The 16,614-nt window shown below is 45.4% G+C and carries 16 protein-coding genes; 6 read left to right on the top strand and 10 right to left on the bottom strand.

Annotated features, from left to right (window positions below):
• Window positions 1-47 precede the first annotated feature (47 nt).
• Window positions 48-1,292, top strand: coding sequence for a carbohydrate porin (locus A6E01_RS18680; RefSeq protein WP_065210986.1), 1,245 nt, complete (start codon window positions 48-50; stop codon window positions 1,290-1,292).
• 178 nt (window positions 1,293-1,470) lie between these two features.
• The gene (locus tag A6E01_RS18675) at window positions 1,471-2,262 is read left to right on the top strand and encodes a MalM family protein (RefSeq protein ID WP_065210985.1); all 792 of its coding nucleotides are present in this window, start codon (window positions 1,471-1,473) and stop codon (window positions 2,260-2,262) included.
• 77 nt (window positions 2,263-2,339) lie between these two features.
• Here A6E01_RS18675 and A6E01_RS18670 read toward each other — a convergent pair whose 3' ends face one another.
• The 3 genes from A6E01_RS18670 to A6E01_RS18660 form a co-directional block, all read right to left on the bottom strand.
• Entirely contained in the window at window positions 2,340-2,624 is a 285-nt protein-coding gene (locus A6E01_RS18670; protein WP_065210984.1) for a hypothetical protein, read from the bottom strand.
• Window positions 2,625-2,851: 227 nt separating this feature from the next.
• Window positions 2,852-3,409 (bottom strand): VC2662 family protein, encoded by a 558-nt coding sequence (locus tag A6E01_RS18665; protein ID WP_065210983.1) that lies wholly within the window; start codon window positions 3,407-3,409, stop codon window positions 2,852-2,854.
• Window positions 3,410-3,761: 352 nt separating this feature from the next.
• Window positions 3,762-4,061: a hypothetical protein gene (locus A6E01_RS18660; RefSeq protein ID WP_065210982.1), complete on the bottom strand. Its 300-nt coding sequence runs from the start codon at window positions 4,059-4,061 to the stop codon at window positions 3,762-3,764.
• A 240-nt stretch (window positions 4,062-4,301) separates the two neighbouring features.
• On the opposite strand from A6E01_RS18660, the gene A6E01_RS18650 reads away from it, so the two are divergent.
• Window positions 4,302-5,473, top strand: a protein-coding gene (locus A6E01_RS18650; RefSeq protein WP_156744619.1) for an IS3 family transposase whose coding sequence is annotated in 2 segments (ribosomal slippage) — window positions 4,302-4,575 and window positions 4,575-5,473 — 1,173 coding nt in all. Because the reading frame shifts where the segments join, the coding sequence is not laid out codon by codon here.
• A 216-nt stretch (window positions 5,474-5,689) separates the two neighbouring features.
• Here A6E01_RS18650 and A6E01_RS18645 read toward each other — a convergent pair.
• Window positions 5,690-7,000 (bottom strand): alpha/beta fold hydrolase, encoded by a 1,311-nt coding sequence (locus tag A6E01_RS18645; protein WP_065210981.1) that lies wholly within the window; start codon window positions 6,998-7,000, stop codon window positions 5,690-5,692.
• 131 nt (window positions 7,001-7,131) lie between these two features.
• Here A6E01_RS18645 and A6E01_RS18640 point away from each other — a divergent pair, with 131 nt between their 5' ends.
• From A6E01_RS18640 to A6E01_RS18630, 3 genes are all read left to right on the top strand, one after another.
• Window positions 7,132-7,761 carry a 3'-5' exonuclease gene (locus A6E01_RS18640; RefSeq protein ID WP_065210980.1) on the top strand — a complete coding sequence of 210 codons (630 nt, stop codon included), beginning with the start codon at window positions 7,132-7,134 and terminating at the stop codon, window positions 7,759-7,761.
• 202 nt (window positions 7,762-7,963) lie between these two features.
• Window positions 7,964-8,626 carry a potassium channel family protein gene (locus A6E01_RS18635; protein ID WP_065210979.1) on the top strand — a complete coding sequence of 221 codons (663 nt, stop codon included), beginning with the start codon at window positions 7,964-7,966 and terminating at the stop codon, window positions 8,624-8,626.
• Entirely contained in the window at window positions 8,623-9,990 is a 1,368-nt protein-coding gene (locus A6E01_RS18630) for a TrkH family potassium uptake protein (protein WP_065210978.1), read from the top strand. Before A6E01_RS18635 ends, A6E01_RS18630 begins: the two co-directional genes overlap by 4 nt.
• A 667-nt stretch (window positions 9,991-10,657) precedes the next feature.
• On the opposite strand, the gene A6E01_RS18625 is transcribed toward A6E01_RS18630, so the two are convergent.
• From A6E01_RS18625 to rbsD, 6 genes are all read right to left on the bottom strand, one after another.
• The gene (locus A6E01_RS18625; protein ID WP_065210977.1) at window positions 10,658-11,668 is read right to left on the bottom strand and encodes a substrate-binding domain-containing protein; all 1,011 of its coding nucleotides are present in this window, start codon (window positions 11,666-11,668) and stop codon (window positions 10,658-10,660) included.
• A 14-nt stretch (window positions 11,669-11,682) separates the two neighbouring features.
• Window positions 11,683-12,597 (bottom strand): ribokinase, encoded by a 915-nt coding sequence (gene rbsK, locus A6E01_RS18620; RefSeq protein ID WP_065210976.1) that lies wholly within the window; start codon window positions 12,595-12,597, stop codon window positions 11,683-11,685.
• A gap of 105 nt (window positions 12,598-12,702) precedes the next feature.
• The gene (rbsB, locus tag A6E01_RS18615; RefSeq protein ID WP_065210975.1) at window positions 12,703-13,584 is read right to left on the bottom strand and encodes a ribose ABC transporter substrate-binding protein RbsB; all 882 of its coding nucleotides are present in this window, start codon (window positions 13,582-13,584) and stop codon (window positions 12,703-12,705) included.
• 70 nt (window positions 13,585-13,654) lie between these two features.
• Window positions 13,655-14,641 (bottom strand): ribose ABC transporter permease, encoded by a 987-nt coding sequence (gene rbsC, locus A6E01_RS18610; RefSeq protein ID WP_065210974.1) that lies wholly within the window; start codon window positions 14,639-14,641, stop codon window positions 13,655-13,657.
• Window positions 14,638-16,143 (bottom strand): ribose ABC transporter ATP-binding protein RbsA, encoded by a 1,506-nt coding sequence (gene rbsA / locus A6E01_RS18605; protein WP_065210973.1) that lies wholly within the window; start codon window positions 16,141-16,143, stop codon window positions 14,638-14,640. The genes rbsC and rbsA overlap by 4 nt, the downstream gene beginning before the upstream one ends.
• Window positions 16,144-16,165: 22 nt before the next feature.
• A complete protein-coding gene (gene rbsD, locus A6E01_RS18600) occupies window positions 16,166-16,585 on the bottom strand; it encodes a D-ribose pyranase (RefSeq protein ID WP_065210972.1) in 420 nt (139 codons plus the stop codon).
• Window positions 16,586-16,614 lie beyond the last annotated feature (29 nt).

The following is a 16,614-nucleotide window of genomic DNA, read 5'->3' as shown; positions in this document are numbered from 1 at the left end:
TTATTCAAGGCTAGGGACTCTCTATACCTAAACATAATGGATAAACAATGAAAACTAACTTTGTAAATAAGTCTCTTATTGCCCTTGCTGTCTGTTTTTCTTTTGGCGCTCAAGCCTCAACAGATTTCTTTGGATATGCCCGTGCTGGCATGCACGTATCTCCAGATGGGGAAAAAGGCAATGGTCACCCAGATTATATTCGTGCTGAAGGCGCACCCAATAAATATCGCCTAGGTAATGAGGATGACTGGGCAGAATTAGGCGTGCGTCACGACATGTATGAAAACGGTCCAGAGCGCGCTGAAATTGGCTTTATGATGGGTACCTGGCACAACCCTGAAACGCGTTCTAACTCATTTACCATTATGCAAGCATGGGGGCAGATGTACGGCATCTTAGGCAGCGATAAAACGAGTATCTGGGCTGGTCAACGATACACGCGAAATATTGCCGATGATATGCTGGACTTTAAATACTGGGATAACAGTGGCCGTGGTTTCGGACTACGTGATATCGAAGCGGGCAGTGTGCTAATGGACTTTGCGACAGTCTATAACAATGTGGCTTATGACGACGTCAATAACCCTGATAGCACGCGACGATCTGCGGTACTAATGCCTGAGTTCCGTGTGCATGGCATTGATTTCTTAGGCGGCAACCTGACACTAGGTGCTAACTACGCGTACATTATCGACGATACCGACATTAAGAAGCACGTAGGAGCAGGTAACTACGATCGTGATGGCTACATGTTTACCGTTAACCACAAAGCAAGCTTTGCTGGTACCTACAATATCTTCACGGTACAGATGAATGGTGGCATCGGTGTTGGCGGTTGGCATGATGGTGAAGGTGAGCTGCTAAACCTAACTACCCCAGGTACGAGTTACCGTATTATGAACCACGGTTTCTGTACCATTAATGAAGACTGGAGCTGTCAGTACTCTCTTGCCTACGAGAACATCAGCATGGATAACGCTTCCGATGACGGAAAGGACTGGTTTGCAGCGGGTATTCGTCCGAAATACAACTGGAACAAGTACCTGCAAACTGAAGTTGAGCTAGGTTACCAACTGGTCAACAGTGATCGTTTTGATGATAGCAACACATCTTGGAAGGCCACTTTATCTCAAAAAGTACACTTTGGTACTGTGCCACATATCCGATTCTATGCGACTTATGCAGAGTCAGAAACGAACTGGGAAGAGCAAAGCTTTGGTAAACACGTAGCAACACAATCAAAAGAAATGGATTCTTGGACGTTTGGCGTTCAGTTTGAAGCGTGGTGGTAAGAGATATATGTCATACTTCTTTAATTATTTTATTCAAAGTGTAGAAAACAGTGTTGAATATAATTAATCTAAAAGAAGAACATAATATTTTAATTGGTTTGTTATTTCTAATAAATTAACGAAGAGTCCACGATGTTTCGCATTGTGGACTTTGTTGTTTTTTGCTCTGGTAATTTTTATGAATAAGATATTTAAAGGAACTGCGTTTTTATTTGGCCTGCTAGCATTAGGATGTCAAACAACGGAGGTTCTGGAACAAGAAAACTTTGAAAGTCACTCACAACTCTCAGAGATTACTTTTACAGATATAAGTAAGCTAGGTAAATATGAGTTTGATGTAACCTCGAGTACACAGAGATTATCCAATGAAACGATTAATAGCCCTGTTATCGGAGTAAATCTGCCTAAGAGTGAATCAGGGTTTTCTATTTCAATCAGTAGTGAAATAAACAAGAGTGTTTTTGCTCCCAATATTGTCTTTTTGGACGATGAATGGAAGCCCGTTGAATCGGTAGATTTTGCTGAGTTTGAGTATCAACGACCAGATACCTACAAGGGGGACGCGCTCACCTACAAGTTTGAAGTCAACAGCATTGAACACAGAGAGTTTTCTCACATGGTTCTCTACACCACACCCGAGAATCTTCAGTCCTATAGCCATGCCATTCATCCGGCCCGCTTGAAGGCAGAGATGAGGGATGAAGTGCTGGATATCAATGATATAGAAGTTAAGCACTCGGAGTATGGTGAGATTAGCATAACTCTTGATTCCGTCGTGTTAGACAGTGAAGAGGCAAAGCAAGAGCGTCAAGAGAGAGCCAAATCAGCAGACTATTACTTTAGCGAAATTAACAAATACGTGAGTGAAGGTGATATAGAAGAAGCGCTACGCATACGAGATGAGGCTAAGTTCTATGGTATTGAGGGTGCTGACGAAGCCTTTGCCAAGGCCTTGCAACAAAATCAGTAATCACTAGCCGTCTTCTAACAGCTAGTGATGCACAGAGATTAGACAACAGAGATGTCACACCTAGGGTGTGGCATTTTTTATAGGCCTAATGCCTTGTTCAAGTTGTTATATTCCTGGTCAATACGCAGCAGCACATACTTTTTTCGTTCAATATAAGGGGCAGTGTCTGACATCGCCTCAACTTTTTGTTCAACCAAAGAGAGTTGTTCGGCTTTCCAGTCGTCCAATACGCTCTGAATTTGTTCTGTAGTCATGTTTTGCTTGATTGACTCAATACTCAAAGAGTCTAGGGCATTGGTTGCCATGGTATTGAAAGAGAGTGTTAAGCCAATTGCTAGCGTACCGGCAGTCAATATCTTCATGTTATCTTCCTTGTTGTGACCCAGAGGTGAGTGTAATCATGATAAGTGTTGTAGATAAATCTTTCTTTTACAACGATAAATTAGGATAAAACCAAAGAAACATTGAAGAAATTGGCGAGATATTTCAGTGAAAGGATTATGCTCGGAAGCTGCGAAATTTAATAGGATCAAGAGAAAGTTCTGAGATGAGCTAGGCAAACATCTCAGAACTACTCGTAGTTAGTGCTTTATTTCGCGAAGTTCACGATAGGGAAGCATTTGAAGAAACCATTATCGGCACAGTTAATTAGGCCGATTTGAACACCATCGATGCTTTTGGTTTTGTTGAAGATACCCACTTGGATATTGGATTTATTAGATAGGCTTACTAGACCTACATCTGCCATGGTTTGGCCATCTGAGTAGTTCACTGCTGACCAGTTTAAGCCTTCTACATCGTGTGTAATGTTTGCTAGACCTAAGTTAACACCGGTTGCCTTACCTGTGTTCCAGTTGAACCAACCCCAAGAGAGACCTTTCATTTCTTGGTTTACCTTGTTTGCACCAAACCATAGGTTAAGGTTCAAGCCAGTAGTACGGTCTGTTTCTGACATACCTAATAGAGAGATATCAACACCTTTAACTTCTGAGGTTTTACCGTGCAGTACTGAAAGTCGCACACCTTGCACTGAGCTATCTTGTGGTGCGTTCATGTCGATCGTTGAAAACATGACAGGAGTTTGTGCCGATGCAAAAGAAGAAGCCATGGTTGCAGCGATAGCAGTAGCGATTAGTAATTTTTTCATGATTTATCCATCCCGGTAAATATTTAATTAAGTTCTTTTCGATGGAAGTGATAATAGCCATGAAATTGGTTTTATATAATATCTAAAAATGGAAAGTAATCTTATTAAGCGATAATCTCACTATTAGTAAAAGTAGGCCTTATTTCTTGGTTGTTAATTTAACTGTCTGTTTTTGCTTGTCTTTTATGTTGTGTCTCTTGTTGGTTTATCGCGGTAGATAACGATTTAATCGTATTTATTAATTTAACCGGAACATAACTTATATTAGTGTTCCTGTTATTTTGTGATCTTTTATGCTGCGACTTATTATATTGTCATCTCATTAAATAAAATAGATACTCATAGTTTAACCTTAATAGTTAACTCGACTATTAACCGCGTGTTCTTCATTGACGCGTTGCGGTGCAAGCACGAACAGATCACCTTGCCACATCTTAAAGTCGAAGCACCATTTGGCAAACTCCTCTCGCGCTGGTTTATCTAATTGCATAGCCGCGCAATGCTGATGGCAAAACTGCTCCCAACTCTCGGTTTCCAAGAAAAGGTGGGGCTCAGTCTCTGTTAAGTATTTCTCTATAAACAGACGACGCTTTTTAGCTTCATCTTGTTGAAGTCGGCTTAATAGAAGAAAACGCTTTGATGCGTAGGCCATTGAATAGTTCTACAAGGTAATGGATTCGCTTAAATGGTAGGGTTTAACGTGCTTCAAGGGCAAACTTTATCACTAATTATGAGTGAATAGCGTGACCCAGTAGGCATCACAATGAAAGGAGTTTACAGCAATTAGGCGCAGTTTAACGACAATTTGTATTACTTTATATCAAGATGGAGCAGGCCCTAGACCCTGATACGACCTCAATAAAGTAGACACCTAATTTAAGGATTAGGTGTCATGCAAGTAAAACAAAGACGAGTATTTTCAAACGAGTTTAAAAGAAACGCAGTTCAAAAATCACTAGAGTCTCCAGATACAGTAAACTCAGTCGCTAAGTCATTAGGTATTCATCCTAGGCTTTTGAGTAAATGGAGGCGCAAATTGACATCATCTAAGCAAACTTCAAACCCAATTAAGAACGAAGGTCCAGAGCATTCTTTAGCTGAGCTAGAGCGAGAAGTCGCTCGTCTTAAAAAGCAGCTTGAAAGGGCTGAAATGGAGAATGACATGCTAAAAAAGGCGAAGGCCTACTTCGACAGCCGAAAAGAATAAAGTTTGAGTTTATAGCTAAGCACCATAGTGCCAAGCGACCGATTAAGTGGCTTTGCCATCTCTTTGAAGTCTCTCGTTCAGGGTATTATAAGTGGTTGAACAGTGAACTTAGTGAACGGTCTGTAGAGAATCGTACATTATCTGATTTTCTCAAGGCTACCAGCGACGAGCAGCACTGTATTCCTGGTTATCGGAAGCTTTGGAAATTTGCGATTGAAAACAGCTTTGTGTGCAGCAAAGCGAGGGTCCAACGCTTACTGCAAGCTATGGGCTATCGTTCTCGGGCTTGTAAACGCAGCTTTGGTCGCGCAGTAAGTAAATCAAATACCATTAACGCTTTTAATCTGCTGAATCGAGAGTTTAAAGTCGCTGACCCTAATCGTGTTTGGGTATCCGATATTACTCAGGTTAGGTGCCGGGATGGTTGGCAATACTTGTGTGTAATTCTTGATTTGTACTCAAGAAAAGTTGTTGGTTGGGGAACGAGCAAAATAAACAATGCTGACTTAGTCATAAAGACACTAAATCGAGCGTGGAAGCTCAGAAAGCCGGACGGTGACAAATTACTATTTCATTCAGATCAAGGAACCCAATATACGGCTGAGAATACATTGCTTTGGCATCACAAACGGAACATTACCGTGAGTATGTCTAGGAAAGGAAATTGCTGGGATAATGCGTGTGCAGAGAGCTTCTTTGCACAGTACAAAAAAGAGTGGATGAGTAACGTTGGAGAGATATCTCGCCAGCAAATGATCACTCAAAGTCGACTTTATATCGTTAATTATTATAATTCAGTAAGAAAACATGGGACACTCGGTGGAGTTAGTCCCAATGATTTCGAACTAGTAAAATAAAACCCCGTGTCTACTTTTACGGGGTCATATCACCCTAGACCCTAGAACCTAGAACCTAGAACCTAGAACCTAGAACCTAGACCCTAGAACCTAGAACCTAGAACCTAGAACCTAGAACCTAGAACCTAGAACCTAGAACCTAGAACCTAGAACCTAGAACCTAGAACCCAGAACCCAGAACCCAGAACCCAGAACCTAGGATCTAGGTTCTTATAATCAAACTAACGTTGCCGCAGTTTGATCTCCTATCGCAAATAACCTTTCTAGTACACGCTCACCATCAGCACGTATGCCGTTGTGTTCGTACTCATTGGTTATCCATGCTTGAGAGTTCGGTATCTTGCTGAGCGTCTCACAGCTTAGTGCCATCTCAACGAACATATCGTCGGCATAAACTGCGCAGCTTAGAGGAACCTTGTTGCTTGATAGCACTTCTGGGTTGTATAGGTCTCCCCAGTCGCTTTTCTCAGCAAGCAGGGTAGCTGCGCCTTGAAGTGGCTTGAGATTGGCATATTGCTCAAACATCCAAGGGAAGGTCATCTCGCCTGTAAAATAGAAGGGCTGACCTTGTTGGTAGTTGAACTGCTCATTCTGTTGGCGAACTCGATGAGCACTCCATTGTGAAGAAGCGCCTTGGCAATAGATGGATTCATGCAAAATGGCGTAGATAGGGTTGGTTTGAAACCCTTGCTCAGAAAGCATGGCGTTCAAGAACTCATAGCTCAGCTTTTCTGTGCCATTAACGTCAACGAATGCATTTTCTAACAGGTAGTAGGTAGGTAAAAAGGTATCACTCATACCAAAGTTGATACCTATCTGCTGGAATTGCTCGACGGTAAATCTTTGTCCGTTAGGTAGACACTCTTCGTTGTTAACAAGGTGGTCAGCAATTTTTTGACAAAGCTGCTGTGCCGATGGGAACTGTCTAAAGAACGCCTTATTTTTTTGCTCAGTACGTTTGAATGTTGCTTTGTAGACATCGTCGATAGGTCTATCTATAGAGGGGATCCCTCCAGTGACATAGCACTGTAGTAGGCTATCTGGAAATAGCGAAAGATAGGCAAGTGTACAAAAGCCGCCATAGCTTTGCCCTAGCGTTGCCCATTTCTCAATGCCGAGTTTTTCGCGGATGGTTTCGGCATCACGCACTATATTGTCGGCTCGAAAATGAGTCAGGTACTCAGCTTGTTCAGCACTGCTAAGGTGTGCCATGGTTTGGTGAGTGATAACGTTGCTGTGTCCAGTGCCACGTTGGTCGAGTAGCAGAACGCGGTATCGCTGTAGGGCGGCTTTTAACCAGCCAGAGTGACCGTTCGGTCGTGGCGAAGGGAAACCAGGTCCACCCTGAAAGAATAGCAACCAAGGCTTAGCGCTGTTTTCATCACCAACTAAGCGAACCTCTCTGGCAAAGATTGATAGCTTTGCAGACTGTGGGTCGCTGTAGTTAAGCGGTGCTTCAAAGGTGTGATTCTGATAGCAACACCCATCGTTGATAAAGGTATGTCCCTGTACTGCTTCTACGTGCATTGATTTTCCTTGGTTTTGATTTTGTTTCTACCCTACTGATCGCTAATGCGTTTGCCAAGCAATAGCCCGCAGAAACTGCTGATTTATCGTGTTAGAATGTTGCCGTTTTCATCCTATATTCCAGAGTATTTATGCCCTCTTCTGCAAAATCTGTTGTTGTTCTCGACTTTGAAACCACTGGCCTGTCTCCTAATATGGGCGACCGTGCTATTGAAATCGGTGCCGTTAAACTGGTCAATGGTGAGGTTGTGGATACCTTTCAGCAGCTTATGAATCCAGGCTTTCGAGTCAGCTCTTTTATTGAGAGGTACACTGGCATCACCAACAACATGCTTCGCACTGCGCCAAATTGTGGCGAAGTGATGCGTGAGTTTGCCTCATTTGTTGGAGCGAGCAACATGGTGGCGCATAACGCCTCTTTTGATAAACGCTTTTTGGACGCAGAATACTCCCCTTTAGGCATTGAGTACCAAGGACAATTTGCCTGCTCTATGTTGATCGCAAGACGTCTGTATCAAGATGCGCCGACCCATAAATTGGGTGACTTGGTTCGCTATAAGAAGATTGACCACGATGGCGTCTTTCACCGCGCGTTAGCGGACTCAGAGATGACAGCAAAGCTTTGGATGGTCATGCTACAAGACCTACAATCCAGTGGTATTGTTGATCCTGATTTTTCTTTTATGCAAAAAATATCAAAAACAAGCAAGAGTGCTTTGAGTTCTTTAATTAGCAAGCAGGTAAGGCTAGCGAGAGCTTGATTCTAGGCAGACATTATCCCCCTGCTAATTTATAGGCAGGGGTTCTTTCTTCTTTACACTGTAAATACCTTCTCCTTTTATCTTCTAACTTCGATAACTATCTTTTAATTTTTCGATATTTCGTTATGTAAATCAGATGTTTACTATACTTCAAATCGCAACAGTTTTTGTTTGGCCAAAATACTGTCATTGGAGGAAGTAAATGAGATCAGCGAAAAAGCAGTATGCCGTGATAGGACTGGGTCGATTCGGCTTATCAGTGTGCCAAGAATTAAGCCGAGCAGGAGCACAAGTGCTAGCTGTCGATCTGAATGAAGAGCGGGTAAAGAGCGCCATCGAGTTTTCCACCGAAGTGATAGTGGCAAACTGTACACAAGAAGAAACGGTTGCTGAGTTAAAGCTGGAAGAATATGACATGGTGATGGTGGCAATCGGTAGCGATATCAATGCCAGCATCTTAACCACTTTGGTACTCAAAGAAGCGCACTGTAAGACCGTTTGGGTTAAGGCCAACGATAAATTTCATGCCAAGATCTTAACCAAGGTTGGGGCCGACCGTGTGATCATGCCTGAGAAGGAAATGGGCATTCGTATCGCCAACCAGATGATCGATAAACGAGTTAAAGACTTCCACCCGCTTGGCAGTGGCTTGGCGTTGACCGAGGTCGTGGTCAGCTCAAATCTACTCGGAAAATCCTTGTCTGATATGTCTTTGTGCCGTGAAGAGGGCGTCAGTGTGATCGCTCTTAAACGAGGCCCAGAGGTCATCCCTTCACCTAGCTTCGAGAAAAGCCTTGAGATAGGTGATGTCATTATCGTAGTCGGCCCTGAGGCCGAGCTTGCTCAAAATCTGCGCGCATTATGATCCCAAGAATTCATCAAAGCCGAGTCTATACCCTTGGCCCAGAACGAAAGGGTGGTAAAGGGGGAGAGCCTAGGATCATCGTACTTACGTTCTTGATGATCTTGCTTCCTTCTGCTGTGTTGCTCACTCTCCCTGTTTTTTCTGTATCTGGTCTGTCGATGACCGATGCTCTGTTTACGGCAACATCCGCGATTAGTGTGACGGGCCTCGGTGTGGTAGATACCGGGCAGCATTTTACGCTGAGCGGAAAAATCCTATTAATGATTCTGATGCAGATTGGCGGTCTAGGGCAGATGACCTTATCTGCTGTACTTCTGTATATGTTTGGTGTGCGATTGTCGTTGCAACAACAAGCGTTGGCAAAGGAAGCGCTTGGACAAGACCGCAGAATCAATTTACGAGGCTTAGTGAAGAAGATCATTATCTTCGCACTTGTGGCCGAATTTGTTGGGTTCCTAGTACTTAGCTTTAGGTGGGTGCCTGAGATGGGATGGAGCACTGGACTGTTCTACGCGTTATTTCACTCTATATCTGCGTTCAATAATGCTGGCTTCTCCTTATTTTCCGACAGCTTGGTAGGCTTTGTTGGCGACCCAGTGATTATTAGCACTCTAGCAGCGCTATTTATCTTGGGCGGTCTAGGCTTTACCGTAGTTGGCGACCTATCGACTAACTTGCACAAAGGCTTTAGGCACCTTCAACTGCACACTAAGATCATGCTAGTGGGTACGCCAACGCTTCTCATTGTTGGTACTTTGATGTTCTGGTTACTTGAGCGGCATAACGCAGCAACGCTAGGGCACCTTTCCACTTCAGAGCAATGGCTAGCCGCCTTCTTCCAATCGGCAACCGCTCGAACTGCAGGCTTTAACAGTATTGACCTCGCCTCGCTTACCTCTCCTGCTATGTTGTTTATGATGCTACTCATGCTGGTGGGTGCGGGTTCAACGTCGACAGGCGGTGGTATTAAAGTGTCTACCTTCGTAGTGGCTGCTGTGGCGACATGGGGCTTCCTGCGACAAAAGAAAGATGTGGTTCTATTTCATCGAACCATAGGCTCACAAATCATAGTGCGCTCACTGGCCATCATAGTGGTCAGTGGCATCTTGCTATTCTTGGCCATGTTCGCATTGATGATTACCGAGCAGGCGCCGTTTAAGATGGTTATCTTTGAAGTGATTTCGGCATTTGCGACAGTAGGTGTTAGCGCAGGCTTAACAGCCCAACTCTCCGAGCCCGGTAAGTTAATTATGGTAATAGTGATGATCATCGGCCGTATTGGACCTTTGACCTTGGCCTACATGTTAGCGAGACCGGAGAAGACGTTGGTTAGGTATCCGGAAGAGCCGGTGTTTACGGGGTAGATATAAAGGGTTCTAGAGGCCTAGGCCCTAGGTTGTGGGGAGGGCTATGGCTCTATGGTCTGAATCCTGTTGTTCTCGCATGCTGTTAATGGGAATTTAGGAATACGCTAACTCTAAGATTGCCGATAAGAGCCCTCGGCAATGACGAGCCTACACTTGGTGGTATTTGGGGCGACTGTATAAGTGGAAGCTGTGTCAGTCCCTACGTAGCAACAACCGACATTCGTCATCCCCGAAGTGTCCTATCGGGGATCTCTTCACCTTCAGAAGCTATCAGGTTCCCAATAAAACACCTTGGGAACGACGAAGAAGTTAGTCCTTTCGAACCAATGACCGACATTCGTCATCCCCGAAGTGTCCTATCGGGGATCTATTCACCTTCAGAAGCTATCAGGTTCCCAATAAAACACCTTGGGAACGACGAAGAAGTTAGTCCTTTCGAACCAATGACCGACATTCGTCATCCCCGGAGTGTCTTATCGGGGATCTCTTCACCCTCGGTAGCCAACAGGTTCCCAATAAAACACCTTGGGAACGACGAAGAAGTTAGTCCCTTCGAACCAATGACCGACATTCGTCATCCCCGGAGTGTCTTATCGGGGATCTCTTCACCTGCAGAAGCCAAAAGGTTCCCAATCAAACACCCCAAGAACGACGGGTACCGAATCTACTGTTCGACAACCGTTCTCACGGTGTTTCTTTCTACCAATTTAGGCTCTAGTTGTACCGTTTTATGTGGTGCATCAGCATTACTCAGTTTCTGCAAAATAGCGTCCACTGCTGCCTTACCCAGTCGAAATTTTGGCTGATGAATGGTGGTCAGTGCCGGGCTCATAAATCGTGCGATGTGCAAATCATCGTAGCCAATGATGGAGAGTTGTTCGGGTATAGTAATGCCTAACTCATGCGCGGCATTAATCGCCCCCATCGCCATCATGTCGTTGCATACGAAGACGGCGCTTGGCAGTTTGTCTTGCTTAAGAATGCGCTGCATGGCGTTGTAGCCACCGTCACATTCAAAGTTACCTTCATCGACCCATTGCGAGTTTAGGTCAATATCGGCCTGCTGTAGTGCCTGCTTAAATCCTTCAAAACGCTTCTGCGCTTGATACTTAGACATTGGGCCGGTAATACAGCCGATATTGCGATGACCGTGCTCAATCAGGTGCTGAGCGGCGAGATACCCGCCATGCAGAGAGTTATCTTGGATCTTGTCACTTTCAAAGCTCATGGTGCCCCAATCCATCACCACTACTGGAATGTTAGGAGAACGCTCAAAAGACTCTAACTTTTCGCCCTCAAGTGAAGGACACATGAGTATCAAGCCATCGACCCTTTTCTGCATTAAGGTGTCGATAGATTCGCGCATGCGGTTATGGTCGCCTTCTGTGTTGCATAAGATCAGGTTGTAGCCTTTCTCATAACAGTGTCTTTCAACGCCTTTTACCACCTCGCCAAAAAACGGGTTGGTGGAGTTGGTCACCAACATGCCAATGGTATTAGTGCGATTCATTTTCAGACTGCGCGCCAAAGCAGAAGGGAAGTAATTCAACTCTTTGGCGGCTTTGTTAACTCGCTCGGATATTTCTTCACTGACGTAGCGTCGTTTACTGATCACATGACTTACCGTCGAGGTCGAAACCCCGGCTAATTTAGCGATGTCTTTCATTGAAGCCATGTAACGTCCTTTAGTTATTGCTGTAAAAATGCATCGACTTCTTGTCTCGTTGGGATAGAAGTTTGCGCGCCAAATCGAGTGACTGAGATTGCCGCTGCCGCATGAGCAAAGATGATGGCGTCGTGCATGGACTTGTTTTCAATCAAGCCAGTCACCAAAGCACCATTAAAGGTATCACCCGCCGCCGTAGTATCGGTAGCTTCTACGCGAAAACCTTCGATAAGTTGCCCGCTGCCGTTTTCACTCAGCCAAACCCCTTTCGCACCAAGAGTGATCATCACTGTGGTGATGCCCTTGCTGTGCAATTCATCTGCGGCTAATTGTGCCGTTGTTTGGTCTGTAACTGCAATACCTGTCAGTACTTCTGCTTCAGTTTCATTTGGGGTGATGATGTCGACTTGTTCAAGAAGTTCGTCAGACAGAGGGCAAGCTGGAGCAGGGTTGAGGATAACCTTGGTATTGTGTGAATTGGCATGCAGCGCGGCTTTTGTCACGCCACACATTGGCGTTTCTAATTGCATCAAGAGGTAGTCAGCAGAGGCGATGCTAGGAAGGTCTTGCTCTATCGACTGTTCGGTTAGGGTAGCGTTGGCTTCGGCTGAGATACAGATGCTGTTTTCGCCGCTATCGGATACTTGGATCATAGCAATGCCTGTCGGAAAGTCAGAAGTGACTTTTACACCAGAGACATCAATGCCATCGCTCGCAAAGCTCTTAACGATATTAAGGCCAAACGCGTCATTACCCACGGCAGCAATGAAAGCAATATCAGCGCCTAAACGAGCGGCCGCAACGGCTTGGTTAGCCCCTTTCCCTCCAGGGATAACTTGATAGCTTCGCCCGTGCAATGTCTCACCGGGACGAGGAAACGATGGAACCTGCAAAACATGGTCAGCGTTCACGCTACCCAAAACGACTAATTTGCTCATTGGTGGTCCTCACAGATATAAACAGATAAGTATGAACTCTAGGAATTAGAGCTCAGGCGTATCTGTCCAGCCCTTGGTGGAGAGGCAAGGGCTGGATAGAAAGGGTTATTGCTTAGTCACTACTTTTAGAGGAACAGGGATGTACTGCTCTACGTCTTGGCCCTTAAGAACCTTATCTGCAGTCTCTACACCTAGAGCGCCGATCATATCTGGTTGCTGTGCAATCGTTGCTGATAGCATTCCGCGATTAACGGCTGCGATACCGTCGTCAGTGCCGTCAAAGCCCACAATAGTCACGTCTTTACCTGATGCTTGGATGGCACGTAGTGCGCCCAGTGCCATTTCATCATTCTGAGCAAAAACAGCTTGAACGTTCGGGTTTGCCGCTAGTAGGTTTTCCATAACGTTTAGGCCTTTGGTGCGGTCGAAGTCAGCTGGCTGGCTAGCAAGTAGCTCCATACCACCGCCGTCAACGGCCTTCATAAAGCCTTCGCCACGTTCACGTGCCGCAGAAGTACCAGCAATACCTTCAAGCTGGATAACCTTCGCTTTCTCACCGACGCGCTCCATGATGAATTTACCGGCCATTTCACCGCCAGCAACGTTGTCTGATGCGATATGGCTGACGACTTCACCTCGGCTTGCACCACGGTCTAATGTCAATACAGGAATGCCTGAGCGGTTAGCCATACGAATAGCGTTGGATACAGCGTCCGAGTCTGTAGGGTTGATTAGGATAGCTTTAACACCGCGAACAGTAAGGTCCTCTACATTGGAAAGCTCTTTGCTTGGATCGTTTTGTGAGTCCAGAACGATAAGGTTATAACCTAGCTCTTTTGCCTTTGCTTCAGCGCCATCTTTCATGGTGACAAAGAACGGGTTGTTCAGTGTAGAAACCACGATCGCTAGTGTGTCTTGAGCCTGTGCTGAAACAGACATAGTCGACGACAAGAGCGCGGCAGAGATAAGAGTTGTTAGTTTTTTCATTATGCTTTCCTTGTGTAGGGAGAGGTTCACTAAAGTGGCCACAATCCGTGACCACTTTGTTCTCAGGGTGTTATTTATTTTTATTGTCTACCATTACTGCCAGAAGAATGACCACAGCTTTGGCTATCATCTGGAAATAAGAAGATACGTCTAGAAGGTTAAGTGCGTTGTTTAGGAAGCCGATGATGAGTGCACCAATTAAGGTACCCATGATACGTCCCTTGCCGCCCATTAAACTGGTGCCACCCAGAACTACCGCAGCAATGGCATCGAGTTCATAGCCCATACCCGCAGTAGGTTGAGCTGAAGATAGACGAGAGGTCACGATGATGCCTGCGAGTGCTGCTAGCAAACCACAAATAGCGTAAACACCAATCTTTACTCTATCGACATTGATACCTGAAAGACGAGCAGCAGATTCATTACCACCAAGAGCGTAAACGTAGCGACCAAAGCGGGTATGGTTAAGTAGGTACCAAACAGTGGCAAATACACCAACCATGATCCACACCGGAACAGGGATGCCCATTGCATAACCAGTACCAAACCATGCAAATGCATCAGCGGTATCTGTAAAGCCTGCAGAGATTGGGCGACCATCGGTATACACCATAGTCACGCCGCGCAAGAGCGTCATCGTTACTAGCGTGGCAATAAAGGCTTGCACCTTACCCTTAGCAATAATGATGCCACTGATTGCGCCTAGACCCGCACCTGCAACCAGTGCGGTAGGTACTGCGAAGAACACGGGTACTTCCAGTGCGATCAAACTTGCTGCGAAGGCACCACATAGCGCCAGCACAGAGCCGACACTCAGGTCGATACCAGCAGTAAGAATAACCAGCGTCATACCCACCGCGATAATCGCATTTACACTGGTTTGACGAAGGATGTTTAAGATGTTGTCGACAGTAAAGAAGTTCGGGTTAAGAAACGACACAACAACAATCAAAAACAGCAGTGCTATCAATGATTTTTGTTCTATTAGCCACTCTTTGCTGAACAGTTTTTTACCGTGTGTTTCGGTGTTTGTCTTACTCATAGCATTGCTACTCATGCTGCTACCTCATTAATTTTTTTGCCCACGGCGCATGCCATTAGTTTTTCTTGATCGGCTTCATGTGCTTCAAACTCGCCACTGATTCGGCCTTCGTGCATTACTAGAATGCGGTCACTCATACCCAGCACCTCGGGCATTTCAGAAGAGACTAAGATGATGCTCATGCCATCGGCTTTAAACTTGTTGATCAATTGATAGATTTCTTTTTTGGCACCAACATCTACGCCGCGAGTGGGTTCATCGAGAATCAGCACCGTTGGCTTAGTCATTAGGCCTTTTGCTATCGCTACTTTCTGCTGATTACCACCAGATAGGTTACCGATGATTTGTTCGCGAGTAGGCGTCTTGATATTGAATAAACGAATGAAGTCCTCAACCGCAATGGCTTCTGCATCGTGCTGAATGCGCCCGCCCTTGGTGATCTTGTCTAAGGCGCTTAGTGACATGTTTTCTTTAACAGACAACCCAAGGACCAGCCCGTCGCCTTTACGATCTTCTGAGATATAAGCGATGCCGTTGGCCAAGCCATCTTGAGGGCTCACTGGGTTAATTGTTCGGTTATTAAGATTGATCACGCCGCGCTCGCTTGGAAGGGCACCGTAGATCACCTTCATCAGATCAGTGCGTCCAGCGCCCATAAGACCGGACACCCCAAGGATCTCTCCGCGCTTAAGGTTAAAGCTGATGTCATGCACACCAGAGCCCGTTAGCCCTTTTACTTCTAGGCAGGTGTCACCGTGTCTAACGTCAACGCGAGGGTATTGTTCTTCCAGTTTTCGACCAACCATCATTTCAATCAGGCCATCTTCATCGGTGTTAGCAACCTCACATTCACCAATGAATTTGCCGTCACGAAGTACAGTAATGTCATCACAGATCTGGAAGATTTCTTTTAATCGGTGAGAGATATAAACGATGCCACAGCCTTGCTCGCGAAGTTCTCTGATAACTGCAAACAGCGATTCAGTCTCAGTATCGGTCAATGCATCGGTCGGCTCATCCATGATGATGACTTTTGATTTGAAAGACAGAGCTTTGGCAATTTCGACCATCTGCTGCTCGCCAAGACTAAGGTCGCCCAATAGCGTTTTTGAGCTGTGTTTCACGTTCAAACGCGCTAATAATTGGTCAGCTTCTTGGTACATTTGATCCCATTGAATTCGACCAAACTTAGAGGTGAACTCGCGACCAAGGAAGATGTTTTCTGCGATAGTCAGCTCAGGAATAAGGTTGAGTTCCTGATGAATGATACTGATGCCTGCTTCTTGAGAGTCTCGTGGCCCCTTGAAGGAGGCCGTTGAACCCTGATAAGCAATAGAACCAGAGTCTTTGCTGTAGATGCCGGTGAGTACTTTCATCAAAGTGGACTTGCCTGCGCCGTTTTCACCCATCAGTGCCATGACACGACCGGGATAAACATTAAGGCTCGCCTTATCCAAAGCCTTCACTCCAGGGAAAGCTTTCTCGATGTCGGCTAGTTGTAGAATGGCTTGATTCATACCAGTTCCTTAAACCAATGGATTAAAAGACGACGCCAGCTTGGAAAATAACGTTAGCGTAGGGTGTGCATTCGCCAGTTCTGACCACAGCGCGGCTTTGACGCGTTTGGTCTTTGAAAGCTTCATGAGAGATGTAGGTGATAGTGATGTTTTTTCCACAGCGCTCTTGTTCTGCTTCGATTTCACTAAGGAAGGCATCATGAAGAGATGGACTGACAACCTTGAACTCTTCCGCGAGGACGACACCCTCAACTTGAGACTCAGATAAGATCACCTTGATCGTTTCGATAAACGAGGGCACACCGTGTGTCAGTGCAAGATCGATTCGCTGAGTTTCATCTGGGATGGGCAAACCAGCGTCGCAAATTGTGATTTCATCTGTATGGCCAAGAGTGGAAACTAGATATGAAATCTCGGAATTAATTAGGGTACTTTTCTTCATGTTTTGCGACCTTCTGTGTTATCGCTATT

This window comes from Vibrio breoganii (assembly GCF_001677275.1).
Lineage (GTDB): Bacteria > Pseudomonadota > Gammaproteobacteria > Enterobacterales > Vibrionaceae > Vibrio > Vibrio breoganii.
The sequence above is the reverse complement of the archived record's forward strand: the minus strand, read 5'-3'. Positions and strand labels throughout refer to the sequence as shown.